Annotated in this window: 14 protein-coding genes; 6 read left to right on the top strand and 8 right to left on the bottom strand. The window is 36.1% G+C overall.

What is annotated here, in order from left to right:
- The first annotated feature begins 268 nt into the window (after positions 1 to 268).
- The 3 genes from ACQ2HF_RS14480 to murA are packed head-to-tail and all read left to right on the top strand — an operon-like array spanning position 269 to position 2,624.
- Positions 269 to 559, top strand: a complete 291-nt coding sequence (locus tag ACQ2HF_RS14480) for a DUF493 family protein (RefSeq protein WP_432411134.1) — start codon at positions 269 to 271, stop codon at positions 557 to 559.
- Positions 560 to 619: 60 nt separating this feature from the next.
- Positions 620 to 1,294: a DUF4290 domain-containing protein gene (locus ACQ2HF_RS14475; RefSeq protein WP_432411133.1), complete on the top strand. Its 675-nt coding sequence runs from the start codon at positions 620 to 622 to the stop codon at positions 1,292 to 1,294.
- A 16-nt stretch (positions 1,295 to 1,310) separates the two neighbouring features.
- On the top strand, positions 1,311 to 2,624 hold the full coding sequence (gene murA, locus ACQ2HF_RS14470) for a UDP-N-acetylglucosamine 1-carboxyvinyltransferase (protein ID WP_432411132.1): 1,314 nt from the start codon (positions 1,311 to 1,313) through the stop codon (positions 2,622 to 2,624).
- Between the two features lie 98 nt (positions 2,625 to 2,722).
- Here murA and ACQ2HF_RS14465 read toward each other — a convergent pair whose 3' ends face one another.
- The 5 genes from ACQ2HF_RS14465 to ACQ2HF_RS14445 all read right to left on the bottom strand — a co-directional run bounded on the left by ACQ2HF_RS14465 (position 2,723) and on the right by ACQ2HF_RS14445 (position 6,213).
- Positions 2,723 to 3,319, bottom strand: coding sequence for a hypothetical protein (locus ACQ2HF_RS14465; RefSeq protein ID WP_432411131.1), 597 nt, complete (start codon positions 3,317 to 3,319; stop codon positions 2,723 to 2,725).
- A 92-nt stretch (positions 3,320 to 3,411) separates the two neighbouring features.
- Positions 3,412 to 3,648 carry a (4Fe-4S)-binding protein gene (locus ACQ2HF_RS14460; protein WP_432411130.1) on the bottom strand — a complete coding sequence of 79 codons (237 nt, stop codon included), beginning with the start codon at positions 3,646 to 3,648 and terminating at the stop codon, positions 3,412 to 3,414.
- 95 nt (positions 3,649 to 3,743) lie between these two features.
- Positions 3,744 to 5,048: a cryptochrome/photolyase family protein gene (locus ACQ2HF_RS14455; RefSeq protein WP_432411129.1), complete on the bottom strand. Its 1,305-nt coding sequence runs from the start codon at positions 5,046 to 5,048 to the stop codon at positions 3,744 to 3,746.
- Positions 5,049 to 5,741 (bottom strand): SDR family NAD(P)-dependent oxidoreductase, encoded by a 693-nt coding sequence (locus tag ACQ2HF_RS14450; protein WP_432411128.1) that lies wholly within the window; start codon positions 5,739 to 5,741, stop codon positions 5,049 to 5,051.
- Between the two features lie 10 nt (positions 5,742 to 5,751).
- Entirely contained in the window at positions 5,752 to 6,213 is a 462-nt protein-coding gene (locus tag ACQ2HF_RS14445; protein WP_432411127.1) for an SRPBCC family protein, read from the bottom strand.
- Positions 6,214 to 6,935: 722 nt separating this feature from the next.
- Here ACQ2HF_RS14445 and ACQ2HF_RS14440 point away from each other — a divergent pair.
- Positions 6,936 to 7,781, top strand: a complete 846-nt coding sequence (locus tag ACQ2HF_RS14440; protein WP_432411126.1) for a DUF2911 domain-containing protein — start codon at positions 6,936 to 6,938, stop codon at positions 7,779 to 7,781.
- A gap of 48 nt (positions 7,782 to 7,829) precedes the next feature.
- On the opposite strand, the gene ACQ2HF_RS14435 is transcribed toward ACQ2HF_RS14440, so the two are convergent.
- Entirely contained in the window at positions 7,830 to 8,276 is a 447-nt protein-coding gene (locus ACQ2HF_RS14435; RefSeq protein ID WP_432411125.1) for a type I restriction enzyme HsdR N-terminal domain-containing protein, read from the bottom strand.
- 53 nt (positions 8,277 to 8,329) lie between these two features.
- On the opposite strand from ACQ2HF_RS14435, the gene holA reads away from it, so the two are divergent.
- A complete protein-coding gene (gene holA / locus ACQ2HF_RS14430; RefSeq protein WP_432411124.1) occupies positions 8,330 to 9,337 on the top strand; it encodes a DNA polymerase III subunit delta in 1,008 nt (335 codons plus the stop codon).
- 227 nt (positions 9,338 to 9,564) lie between these two features.
- On the opposite strand, the gene ACQ2HF_RS14425 is transcribed toward holA, so the two are convergent.
- Positions 9,565 to 9,939 (bottom strand): DoxX family protein, encoded by a 375-nt coding sequence (locus tag ACQ2HF_RS14425; protein ID WP_432411123.1) that lies wholly within the window; start codon positions 9,937 to 9,939, stop codon positions 9,565 to 9,567.
- Between the two features lie 374 nt (positions 9,940 to 10,313).
- Here ACQ2HF_RS14425 and menA point away from each other — a divergent pair, with 374 nt between their 5' ends.
- Entirely contained in the window at positions 10,314 to 11,222 is a 909-nt protein-coding gene (gene menA, locus ACQ2HF_RS14420) for a 1,4-dihydroxy-2-naphthoate octaprenyltransferase (RefSeq protein WP_432411122.1), read from the top strand.
- Here the strand turns inward: menA and ACQ2HF_RS14415 are convergent.
- Positions 11,214 to 12,350, bottom strand: coding sequence for a tetratricopeptide repeat protein (locus tag ACQ2HF_RS14415; RefSeq protein WP_432411121.1), 1,137 nt, complete (start codon positions 12,348 to 12,350; stop codon positions 11,214 to 11,216). The genes menA and ACQ2HF_RS14415 overlap by 9 nt on opposite strands.
- Position 12,351 lies beyond the last annotated feature (1 nt).

Genomic DNA, 12,351 nt, shown 5'->3' with positions numbered 1-12,351 from the left:
ATTTCAGTAAAAATGAACTAAAAACTTTTTATTTGATGAAACTTATTTTCGATAGGTATCTTTCTTCACTTCAAGTACTTTCAATTGAAATTGTATTGAGAAGTATTCAAATATCGAAAAAAAAGAGTCTCATACATCTCGATAAAAATTGAGACCGTTGCACTGACGCTTTATTAGTTTCCATCAATAATTTTAAGCATTCAAAAGTACAAAGACCGCTATAATTACTTGTTACAAGAAACCGTATCTTTGTTAAAAACGAAATTGTATGAGTACCGATAAGAAATCTGAAGAATTTTACAACCGTTTACGCGAGCAGTTAGAAGGCGATACGGAGTGGCCAGCACCTTATTTATATAAATTTATTGTTCCGGCAAGCAACGAAAAAATTGCCGAAATTGAAGCTATTTTTGACCGTACAGGAGCCGAAATACAAACCCGTGATTCTTCAAAAGGAACCTACACCAGCGTATCTATTAAAGTAACCATGGAGTCTCCAGATGCTGTTATTGAGAAATATTTGCAAGTTTCGGAGGTAGAAGGTGTGATATCGCTATAATTTTTAGTATTTTGCAGACATTATCACTTCAACTAGATTACATTTCCTAAACATACTATTTTGATAGAAGCTATAGAATACAATACGGAGCGCCCGCATCTTATTATACCTGAATATGGTCGCCATATTCAGAAAATGGTAGATCAGGCTGTTGCCGAAGAAGACCCCATAAAAAGAAACAAGCAAGCTAAGAGTATTATTGCGGTGATGGGGAATTTAAACCCTCATTTACGTGATGTGCCAGACTTTCAGCATATGATCTGGGATCAATTATTTATCATTTCCAAATTTCAGTTGGATGTAGAGTCACCCTACGATATCCCTACACCAGAAGAGTTATACGCCCGACCAGAGCCATTACCTTATCCGCAAAACTATCCCAAATATCGTTTCTACGGAAACAATATTAAGCGTATGATAGATGTTGCCATAAGTTGGGAAGAAGGTGATAAAAAAGATGGATTGTTACTAACCATCGCAAACCACATGAAGAAATGTTTCCTTAACTGGAACAAAGACACCGTAGAAGACGATGTAATCTTTAAACATCTCTACGAACTTTCTGATGGTAAAATTAACTTGAAAAATAGCGATGAAGATTTACGCGATGCTCAAAAGTTATTAAAGAGCAAGAAACGCTTTAATACCAACAGCACTAGTAACTCTAGCAACAAGAAAAATTACAAAAGTAACAACAACAACAACAACAACAATCGTGGCCGTAAGCGCTACTAATCTCCTCTAGTATTTTATGGGAACTTTTCAAATTGAAGGCGGCCACAAATTAAAAGGTGAAATCCGTCCGCAGGGAGCCAAAAATGAAGCGCTCCAAATTCTCTGTGCCGTATTAGCAACTCCTGAAGAAGTAGTCATTGAAAATATTCCAGATATTCGGGATGTCAACAAATTGATTGAAATCTTAGGAAATCTGGGTGTGAAAATTCAGAAAATAGGCAAAGGAAAATTCTCTTTTATTTCAGACGATTTAAAACTGGAGTATTTAGAATCTGAATTGTTTAAAAGTGAAGGAAGCTCGCTACGGGGATCTATCATGATTGTAGGTCCTTTATTAGGGCGTTTTGGAAAAGGATATATTCCTAGACCAGGAGGTGATAAAATAGGAAGACGTAGATTAGATACTCACTTTGAAGGATTTATAAAACTAGGTGCTACTTTCAGGTACAATCGCGAAGAACGTTTTTACGGTGTGGAAGCAGCAGACGGACTTACAGGTACCGATATGTTGCTAGACCAAGCTTCGGTTACAGGAACAGCTAATATTGTCCTGGCAGCCGTATTTGCGAAAGGTACCACCACAATTTACAACGCTGCTTGTGAACCTTATTTACAGCAATTATGTAAAATGTTGAACTCCATGGGAGCAAAGATCTCTGGTGTGGGCTCCAACTTGTTGACTATTGAAGGTGTGAAAAGATTAGGAGGTTGTCATCACCGTATTTTGCCAGATATGATTGAAATTGGGAGTTGGATAGGTCTGGCTGCGATGACGAAGAGTGAAATTACTATAAAAGATGTAAGTTGGAAAAATTTAGGATTAATTCCAGATACATTCAGAAAATTAGGAATTACTTTAGAAAAGAAAGGCGACGACATTTTTATTCCTGCCCACGATAACGGATACGAAATTCAAGGCTATATAGATGGCTCTACGCTAACGGTTGCAGATGCACCTTGGCCTGGTTTTACACCAGATTTGTTAAGTATTGTGTTGGTAGTATGTACACAAGCCAAAGGAAATGTATTGATACACCAAAAAATGTTTGAAAGCCGTTTGTTCTTTGTGGATAAGCTAATTGACATGGGAGCTCGAATTATTTTATGCGATCCACATCGTGCCACCGTAATGGGGCACAATTTCGAATCGCAATTGAAAGCTACTACCATGGTATCTCCAGATATTAGAGCTGGAATTTCCCTATTAATTGCTGCACTTTCAGCAAAAGGAACGAGTATTATACATAACATTGAGCAAATAGATCGTGGGTACGAAAATATTGACGAGCGTTTGCGAGCTATTGGGGCTAGAATTACGAGAATTGATTAGCCATAGTAGTAAAGTATAAAAAAAGCGTTCAACTTAGAAGTTGAACGCTTTTTTATTTGGTGTAATTCGTGCCTTAAACTTTTAAACTGGTACTGAAACTATCCTTGTAACTTCCTGTTTTTATTAATCTCGTCCTGTAATTTACGACGTAAATTTTGTTGTTCTTCAATACGTATTTGGCGATGTTTCTCAAATTCTATTTCGGTTTCGGCCAATTTTAATTGTGCTTCCCGGGTTACCGAATGACTACTTTTAAACTTGTAGACAAAAAAGGCTAAGGCTACAATTAGAATTCCAATGATGGACCACATAATGGTATTATACGTTGCTTTTTGAGTAAGAAGCCCTAAAATTTCAATGCCATTTTCTTTTTTCTGGCTCAGTGCTAAATCCTCTTCGGTTTTATTTAAATTTTGAGTAAGGGAAGCAATTTCATTTTTCTGGCTATCTATTTCAGAGTTTAATCCAGATATTTTACCGTCAAATTTACCAATAGTGTCCAAGATATTGGCGCGTAATTTATTTATTTCGGTCTTTTTAATCACCTTAAATTCTTGATAGCTGTTGGAACCATCTACTACGTCTACAAATTGGTTTTCAATAGTATTAGGAAGTTTTTCCTGCGTAGTATCCTGGGCATTGCTTAGGGAAATGCACAAGAATACGGCTATAACTGTTACTATAATTTTTTTCATTAGAGTTTTTGTTGGGTTTGTTATGAATTGAATAACACCGCAAGAGTAGAAAAATTGTATTAAACCTCCCAAAAATATGGATACATTACCATTTATTTAACAAGTACCCTTTTAGAATTGTAGCAAAAGGAAAGTGCTCCCGACGGACATTTTTTAATTTGAGATATCACTTTTTCGGTTGCCGCAGCTTCCAAATCTATCCATGGAATTACCGTTGTCCTAAAAACATCGGAAAGTCCTTTGGCACACGTATCTGCATGAATGCATTTTTTTGGTTCGTAGGTAACTGTGATTTCACCATTGGTGAATTCGTTTTCGTAAGACTGCATAGGCTAAATTTTGAGGGCAAAGCCGTATATTATCGATAAATATATACAAATAATCGATAAAAAACATAAATAAAGAATAATTTTATAATTAAATGTTAATTTATAGCTTTTTTATAAGTTTCTAAAGCCCGTTCTCTTGCTTGTTTATGCGCTACCATTTTTTCTGGATAGTCATCGGTTTCAAATTCTTGAATCCATTCTTTAATATAGGTTTGGTTTTTATCAAACTTTTCTATTTGAGTAGTGGGATTAAATATCCTGAAATACGGCGCGGCATCTACACCACTTCCAGCTGCCCATTGCCAATTACCTACATTACTGGATAATTCATAATCCAGTAACTTTTCAGCAAAATATGCCTCACCCCAACGCCAATCTATAAGTAAATGTTTACATAAAAAACTTGCCACTACCATCCGTACTCGGTTGTGCATATAGCCTGTTTTGTTTAACTGCCGCATTCCTGCATCTACCAAAGGATATCCTGTTTTGCCTTCTTTCCACTTTTCAAAGTCTGCGTTTGATTTTCGCCACGGAACTCGATCGTATTTTTTTCTGAATGCATGGTCTACTGTTTCCGGAAAATGCCATAAAATTTGCATAAAGAACTCACGCCAGATTAATTCTTGCCAAAAGACTTCGTTTTTTTCGGCAATTGCTTTTTTTACCATGCTACGAACACTTACGGTTCCAAACCGAAGGTGTGGACCTACTCTTGAAGTTCCTTCCTGAGCTGGAAAATTTCTAGTTTTCTCATATTGCTGAATTGTAGTTGGTGTAACGTCATGCTTAGGAACTTTAATTTTTGAAGGTTTAAAGCCAATATCCGATATATTTAAATTGGGTAATCTTGAGTGTTGGACAAGGTTGTTCATCACTTGTGAGGTGTCATAAATTTTTAGGTGTTTGTCTTCACGAAATGTAGCTTTCCACTTTTTCATATAGGGAGTATATACTACATAGGGGTCGCCATCTTCTTTTACGATTTCGTTTTTTTCAAAAATCACTTGATCTTTAAAACTAAAAAACCCAATTTCCTTATGTTCCAGAATTTTTGAAATTTCCGAGTCTCTATCTTTTGCATAGGGTTCATAATCGTGATTTGTAATCACATTTTGAATATTGAATTCTGAAATTAGTGCTTTAAATATAGTTTTTGGTGTGCCGTGATACACGGCAAGGCTAGATCCATTTTTTTGTAATTCATTTCTCATGTTTTGGAGTTCATCAAAAATAAAATTTACCCGGGCATCGTCTTCGGGCAGTTCATTTAAAATATTTTCATCGAATATAAAGATGGGTACCACGGGATATTTTCCCTGTAGAGACTTATAAAAACCTATATTATCATCTAACCGAAGGTCGCGTCTAAACCAAAATATATTTACTTTTTCAGCCATTTAATTACTATTTAATGTAGAGATGCCACCGTCTACACCCACTACTTGTCCCGTCATCCAAGAGGATTTTTCGGAGAGTAGAAAGATGGCTGCGTTAGCGATATCTGTTTCTGTACCCACACGTTTTAGCGGATGACGATCTCCCATTTTGTCTTTCTTCTCGTCATTGTTCAATAATTTTCCTGCCAATGGCGTATCGGTTAACGAAGGAGCAATAACATTTACCCGGAAGCTGGGAGCATATTCTGCTGCTAATGCTTTTGCAAATCCTTCAATAGCACCTTTTGCAGCAGCCACGCTGGTATGAAAAGGCATTCCTACCTTAACCGCTACGGTGCTAAAAAATACCAAACTGGCTTGTTCGGCCTTTTTCAATTGGGGCAAGATGCCGTGCACTGTTTTAACCAAGGCCATAAAATTAATATCCATGTCTTTCTGAAATGCTTCTGTCGATAACATTTTAAACGGTTTCAGATTCATACTACCAGGACAATATACAAATCCATCGAGAGTGTCTGGTAATTCTAATTTAGAAATATCATCTTTGGACACATCAAAAGTGATGTGTTTTATGTTGGATGGGATATTTTGTTCGGTTCTGGAGGCAATGATCACGTGGGATGTTTCGCTCATTTGCTTGGCTATTTCCAGGCCAATTCCGTAAGAGCCGCCAATTAGGAGTATATTTTTCATAACTTTAGTTTTAGATTTCTCCAAAGAGTTCGATTAACTTCTTTTTTCTGTAGTTGAAGATTTCGTCTAGTTTCGGTTTTACAAGAATAGGGTGTACTAACTGTCCCAACCAGCCAAAAGGAACCTTGTAATCTATAATATCTTCCATTGCTACGCCACCTTCAATTTCTTTAATAAAGTGTTTGTGATGCCATAGTGCGTAGGGACCAAAGCGTTGTTCGTCCACAAAGTAATCGTTGTTGTTAACGTGGGTAATTTCTGTGACCCATTTTGTTTTAATTCCCAGTACGGGTGTTACTATATACTGAATAATCTGGCCAGCAAACATAGGTTTCTCTGCACCTGAGAGTATGTGAAAACCCATATAGTCTGGTGTTATTACTTTTAGGTTTTTTGGATTGGATAGAAATTCCCACGCTTCGTTTTTTGAAATAGGGAGGTTTTGCTTGGAATGAAGTGTATAAATTTTCAACGTTTTTTTTATTTGGTTAAAAATACATTTTGTTTAAAAGAATATCATTAAGATTAAACAAAAATTAACAGTATCGTATTCGGTGCACTTTATAGATAGTGCTTTTATTTTGGTTAAACAATCTGTTTCAATTCAACTGCCAGCAATTAATTGCCTTGCATAAAATACTCAAAAAATACTCAAAGGATATGGATACAATTCTAAAAGGGAAATTCAGAAATTTATAAAAAGGATGAAAACGTATTAGTTTTTTAAAAACAAAAAAATCCTTTGAAGCTATCTTGAAGGATACTTCCAAAGGATTTTAGATCGAAGTTTAAAACTTACTTGCGTGGCGAAATCATACGTCGATTCATTCGCAATAAACGATATAAATCTGCATTTACTTTTGATTTTGTAGTGCGGGTAAATCCAAACAATTTTTTTAGTAGGCGTACCATAATTTTCTTTTTAGTAAAAATACGTCAGAAAAATAGTACGAGTCAATAGGCAATTAAAAGATTAACAGATATTTATCAATTTACAGTAATGATCTTCACTTTTCTAAAACGTATAGCATATTACAACTAAAAAAGGAGATAAGGTCCTGATAGTTTGTTCATTATTCATATTAAATGGGTATAAATAAACAGCTTATATAATAGCTTTTTAAGGTTTTGTTAACTGTTTTAAAATACCTGCATCGTAACTTCGCATAAACCATAAAAAAACAAACTAGTATCATGAAAAAAATATTCCTTTTCGTATTTGCTGTTGCCACTACAGTAGCTGTAAATGCACAACTTAAAACGCCTGCACCAAGTCCATCTCAAAAAATTGAGCAAACTGTAGGACTTACCGATGTTACCGTAGAATACTCAAGACCGTCTATGAGAGGACGTACTATTTTTGGCGATTTGGTTCCTTATGACGCAGTGTGGCGTACAGGTGCCAATGCCAAAACCAAAATAACCTTTGGTAATGATGTAATGATTGGTGGAAAAGAAGTGAAAGCAGGAAGCTATGCTATTTATACAAAACCAGGCCCACAAAACTGGGACGTTATGTTATATACAGACAGTAATGGCTCTGGAGTTCCTCAAAATTGGGATGCTAGTAAAGTAGCAGCGACCGTAAAAGCTCAAGTATATCCCATGCCAATGAATATTGAAACGTTTACCATGTCGTTTGACGATTTAACAAACAATTCTGCTAACTTAGGGATGATGTGGGAAAAAAGCTATGTTGCTTTGCCTATTACATTTATGACAGAAAAAATGGTTTCAGCAAATATTGATCAGGTTATGGCCGGACCTTCAGCAAATGATTATTACCAGTCTGCTGTATATTACTTAGAGTCTGGTCAGGATATTAACAAAGCAAAAACTTGGATAGACAAGGCTATTGATATGCGAGAAGAACCAGCATTCTGGATGCACAGACAACAATCTTTAATCTATGCGAAAGCAGGAGATAAAAAAGGAGCTATCAATGCTGCTAAAAAGTCTTTAGAATTAGCTAAAACTGCTAAAAATGAAGATTATATTGCTTTAAATACAAAGAGTTTGAAAGAATGGGGTGCCATGTAATTTGCCCTTTTAGATGCATAGAAACGCTCTCGATTTGGGAGCGTTTTTTTATGTCTTACATTCTGGTAAGTCTCTCATAAACTCGTACCGTTCTTCTTCATAATCGAGCTGGCAGTAGTAGTGTTGTAGTCCGTTGGTGACCATTAAATAGGTGGCGTCTGTCACTAAATTATACCGTGCAATCTGATCAAATGTATCCTGTGTAATTTTTATAGAAGGTGCTTTACATTCTACAATTAGGTGAATAGTTCCATCGGTATTAAAGACCACGGCATCGTAGCGTTTCTTGGTACCGTTTAGAAGTAATTGTTTTTCTACGTTAATATGAGATTTGGGATAGTTCTTTTCTACAATTAAATACTGCACCACATGTTGGCGCACCCATTCTTCGGGAGTGAGAACGACGAATTTTTTTCGGATTTCATCAAAAATCAGACGTTTGTTTTCGTTACTTTTGAAGCGGAAGTGATACTTCGGAAACTGTAATAGTTGCATGACTGTAAAAGTATAAAACCAGATCACTTCAGAAGAAAATTTCAGAATAATTTATGCCTCTAGAAAAAGCCAAAGCCATTATTAACGATATTAAAAAGGGAAACCTAGCACCTATCTATTTTTTAATGGGTGAGGAAGCTTATTATATTGATGGAATCTCCAATTATATTGAGCAGACGGTGCTTTCCGAAGAAGAAAAAGGTTTTAACCAAATGGTACTCTACGGAAGAGATGTAACCATTGAGGAAGTGGTAAGCAACGCAAAACGCTACCCCATGATGGCCGAACGCCAGGTAGTAATTGTAAAAGAAGCTCAGGATTTATCACGCACTATTGAGAATTTGGTTTCTTATGCCGAAAATCCACAACCTACCACGGTTTTAGTTTTTTGCTATAAATACAAAAAGCTCGATGCTCGAAAAAAGCTTGCTAAAGTGCTAAAAAAGGAGAAGGCTGTTGTTTTTGAAAGCAAAAAATTGTATGAAAATCAGGTGCCAGATTGGATTGTACGGGTAGTATCTGGTAAAGGCTACTCGATTACACCAAAGGCCGCTCAAATGCTTACCGAATTTTTAGGAAACGATTTAGGGAAAGTAAATAATGAGTTGGAGAAATTACAGCTTATTGTAAAACCAGAGCAGCAAATCACCCCCGAAGTAGTAGAGCAGAATATTGGCATAAGTAAAGACTTCAATAATTTTGAATTGCAAAACGCTATTGGTGCCAAGAATGTAAAAAAGGCATTTGCCATTGTGCAGTACTTTGCGCAAAATCCAAAAAATCATCCCATAGTAATGACGGTGGCGTTGTTGTACAGTTTCTTTTCAAAATTGCTAAAATACCACGCCATTACCAATAAAGCCGAAGCTCCCAAAATGCTGGGTGTAAGTCCTTATTTTATCAAGGATTACCAAACAGCTGCCCGTAATTATTCTATGAAAGAGGTAAGTGGCATTATAGCGAGTATTCGTGAAATAGATATGAAAAGCAAAGGAGTAGGAGCGGCAAATATGACGCCAGCCGATTTGTTTAAAGAGTTGCTCACGTCTATTTTTAAATAAGCATAAGATAGAAGACGGCTGGGAATCGAACCCGTCACACCCGTTGAGGCGCACAAATATAAACCTCTTTAAATTTGCACATATACTAACTGTGACCGTCTATTTTTTCAATATCCTGTAGGAAAATACACTTCAATTTTACAAAAATTAATGTGTAACGAAAATTATATTCGATAAACGGTTCAGTTTTTTATCAACACTTTTTTATGAGTGAATTGTGGGCTACTTTATTTCTTATCTACTGAAATACTTCCAGCTCCCATAAATGCAATTGCTATAAAGCTAAATAAGTAGAGTAAAGCGAGTTCTTTTTTGGCAAGTGGGTCTGCTCCGTGTACCATAAAAGCAGCAACTGCCATTGTAATAGCACTTGCTACGGCAGCAAATCTAGTTTTAATGCCTATAATGATGAGGACTGGTGCAACCAATTCTCCAAGAAGTACTAAGATGGTAGATAACAACGCTCCAATACCAATGGGATCGCCTACTACAGAGAGGTCACCACCTATAAAAGCTAAAAATTTCGGGATTCCGTGGGTAAGCATAAGGCAAGAGACGCCTATTCGTAAAACAAGTAAGCCTAGGTCGTAATTTCTTTTCATAGTTGGGGTTTTTAGAAGGGTTTAAAAGTATAAAAATTATTGAAGTTACCATTTCAATTCGTAAAGTTTACCAAAATTTAAACTTGAGGCAGGTTGAGGAGAAATGGCGCATGGCTGTTTAAATTTCCATACTTGTTTGGTAAAGCAATGGTTACATGGCTGTTGTAGTTTTACAGAAGCAAAAACTAACAATCGCAACGTTATCGTCAAGAGGTTACCTATGGTATTGTATTTGGTGTCTAATGCATAGGGAATAGCAAAATGACCTATTATTACGTAGTGTTCTAATGAAGTTAGAAGCCTTAAAACCACCTTTTGTAGGTGGCTTTTTCTTTTTTAGTGTATTTTTGGAATCGTTTAAAACATTCTTTTGTATGACTAAAGTTCGCGCTTGGATTTCTGCCGCTCGATTACGCACGTTACCACTTTCAATCTCTGGTATTTTGGTAGCTAGTGGTGCCGCTGTTAAGCTCGGTTTGTTTTCAGTATCTATTATGATACTAGCCTTGTTAACGACTCTTGGATTTCAAGTATTATCGAATTTTGCAAACGATTATGGCGACGGGGTAAAGGGAACCGATACTGCAGGTAGGGTGGGGCCTGCCAGAGCTATGCAAAGTGGATTGCTTACCGCAAAAGAGCTAAAATATGGAATGATTGTAACCACCATACTCACCTTGTTTTTGGCCAGTTTGCTAATTTTCATGGCCTTTGGGAACAAGAATTTTATACTTTCGGTAGTGTTCTTCAACTTAGGGATTGCTGCTATTGTTGCAGCTATTACCTATACCGTAGGTAAAAGAGCTTATGGCTACCGGGCGATGGGAGATATTTTTGTTTTTCTGTTTTTCGGTTTGGTGGGGGTTATGGGGTGCTATTTCTTGTTTACTCAGGAACTTTCAGAATTAATTATTTTGCCTGCTACCACCATTGGACTTTTAAGTGCCGCTGTTTTAAACCTTAATAATATGCGGGATCGCTTGGCAGATGCTAAAGTGAATAAAAACACCCTAGCAGTTGTTTTAGGAGAAAAACCTGTTAAACTTTACCACGCCATGCTTATTATTGTAGCCTTTGTTTGTGCTTTTGGCTATTTCTTTTTTAAAGGAACTTTCTGGCAACACTATCTGCCTTTGGTGGCTTTTGTGCCATTGTTTTTAAATATTATAAAGGTATTTAGAAATCAGTCGCCACCATTACTCGATCCCGAACTTAAGAAAGTAGCACTTAGCACGTTTTTATTTGCTTTGCTGTTTTTTGTGGTCGAACTATATTTAATTTGAAGTACTTAAACTCTCGTTGTCCCCAGCGACCGTGGCTTCAAAAGAAGTCATGTCTTTTTTGTCTAGCAGGTCTAATTCGTGTTTTATAAGCCTGTTTTGTATCTCATGAACATCTTGGGTCATTCTGGCAATTTTTAATTGTCTAAATGCGAGTATAATTAATAAGAGAACACCAACGGCTCCCAAAAAATATATAATGTTAAGGTATACGTTTTTTTCTTCCAAGGCTGCAATTTTCTCTTCGCGTTCATTTAACTTAAAGCGTAATTCCAGTTTTTCAATTTCATTTAATTTCTTAGAATTAAGAATGCTATCGTGATAAACCATCGCCTTGTTGGTAAAAAGATTGGCGTTCTCAAATTTCTTTTTTGTAGCATATACTTTAGAAAGTGTTATAGCATTTTCATAACTGGATTTTAGATCCCCTTCTTTTTCAGATAAAGCAAAACCTTTTAACGCCTGCTTTTCGGCTTCCTCAAGGTCTCCTAAACTATATAAAGTTTTAGAAAGATAGGTATACGCCTGTGGTGGGGTGTAACCAAGACTATCAAAAATATACTGGCTACTTTCAATAAGGAGCTTTGAGTGCTCATAGTCTTTTTCAAAAAATGAAATTTCACCTAAATTAAGATGCCCAACAGCTATTGATTTTGCATAGTGTATCTCATTGCCAATTGCCATAGATTTTAAGTGGTATTCTTTGGCTAATGTATAGTTTTTCTTTTGTGAATAAATAATACCAATATTTCTGTAGGCGGAAGAGACGCCTCTTTTATAATTTGCTTTTTCACTAAACTCAATAGATTTTTTATAATAGGCTATCGCATCATCCCATTCTTCCAGAGCGCCATAAATCATTCCATAATCAAATAGCGTCTGTGATTGCTGAAGTATAAGATCATTATTTTTTGCAAGTTCATACCCTTTCTTTATATAAAAAAAGGCACTGTCATAATAAATTTGAGCGTGGTAAAACTCAGATTTTATAGCTCGATAGATTTCTATTTTTTCTTCAACAGAAGGGTTTTTAGCAAGTTCCTTTTGAAGCCTATCAATTTTAGTTTCTTGAGCATTAAGAATGCCTATACAACTAAATAATAGAAATAAACCGAGGAAATTTTTGTGCATT

Source organism: Rasiella sp. SM2506, from assembly GCF_050859505.1.
Lineage (GTDB): Bacteria > Bacteroidota > Bacteroidia > Flavobacteriales > Flavobacteriaceae > Marinirhabdus.
Note: the sequence above shows the minus strand (reverse complement) of the source record. Positions and strands in the feature narration are given on the sequence as shown.

Coding starts and splice junctions, on each gene's coding strand:
- menA (WP_432411122.1), top strand. CDS start 10,314: ATGACTAAAGTTCGCGCTTGGATTTCTGCCGCTCGATTACGCACGTTA.
- holA (WP_432411124.1), top strand. CDS start 8,330: ATGCCTCTAGAAAAAGCCAAAGCCATTATTAACGATATTAAAAAGGGA.
- ACQ2HF_RS14465 (WP_432411131.1), bottom strand. CDS start 3,319: ATGAAAAAAATTATAGTAACAGTTATAGCCGTATTCTTGTGCATTTCC.
- ACQ2HF_RS14460 (WP_432411130.1), bottom strand. CDS start 3,648: ATGCAGTCTTACGAAAACGAATTCACCAATGGTGAAATCACAGTTACC.
- ACQ2HF_RS14415 (WP_432411121.1), bottom strand. CDS start 12,350: ATGCACAAAAATTTCCTCGGTTTATTTCTATTATTTAGTTGTATAGGC.
- ACQ2HF_RS14450 (WP_432411128.1), bottom strand. CDS start 5,741: ATGAAAAATATACTCCTAATTGGCGGCTCTTACGGAATTGGCCTGGAA.
- ACQ2HF_RS14480 (WP_432411134.1), top strand. CDS start 269: ATGAGTACCGATAAGAAATCTGAAGAATTTTACAACCGTTTACGCGAG.
- murA (WP_432411132.1), top strand. CDS start 1,311: ATGGGAACTTTTCAAATTGAAGGCGGCCACAAATTAAAAGGTGAAATC.
- ACQ2HF_RS14455 (WP_432411129.1), bottom strand. CDS start 5,048: ATGGCTGAAAAAGTAAATATATTTTGGTTTAGACGCGACCTTCGGTTA.
- ACQ2HF_RS14435 (WP_432411125.1), bottom strand. CDS start 8,276: ATGCAACTATTACAGTTTCCGAAGTATCACTTCCGCTTCAAAAGTAAC.
- ACQ2HF_RS14440 (WP_432411126.1), top strand. CDS start 6,936: ATGAAAAAAATATTCCTTTTCGTATTTGCTGTTGCCACTACAGTAGCT.
- ACQ2HF_RS14425 (WP_432411123.1), bottom strand. CDS start 9,939: ATGAAAAGAAATTACGACCTAGGCTTACTTGTTTTACGAATAGGCGTC.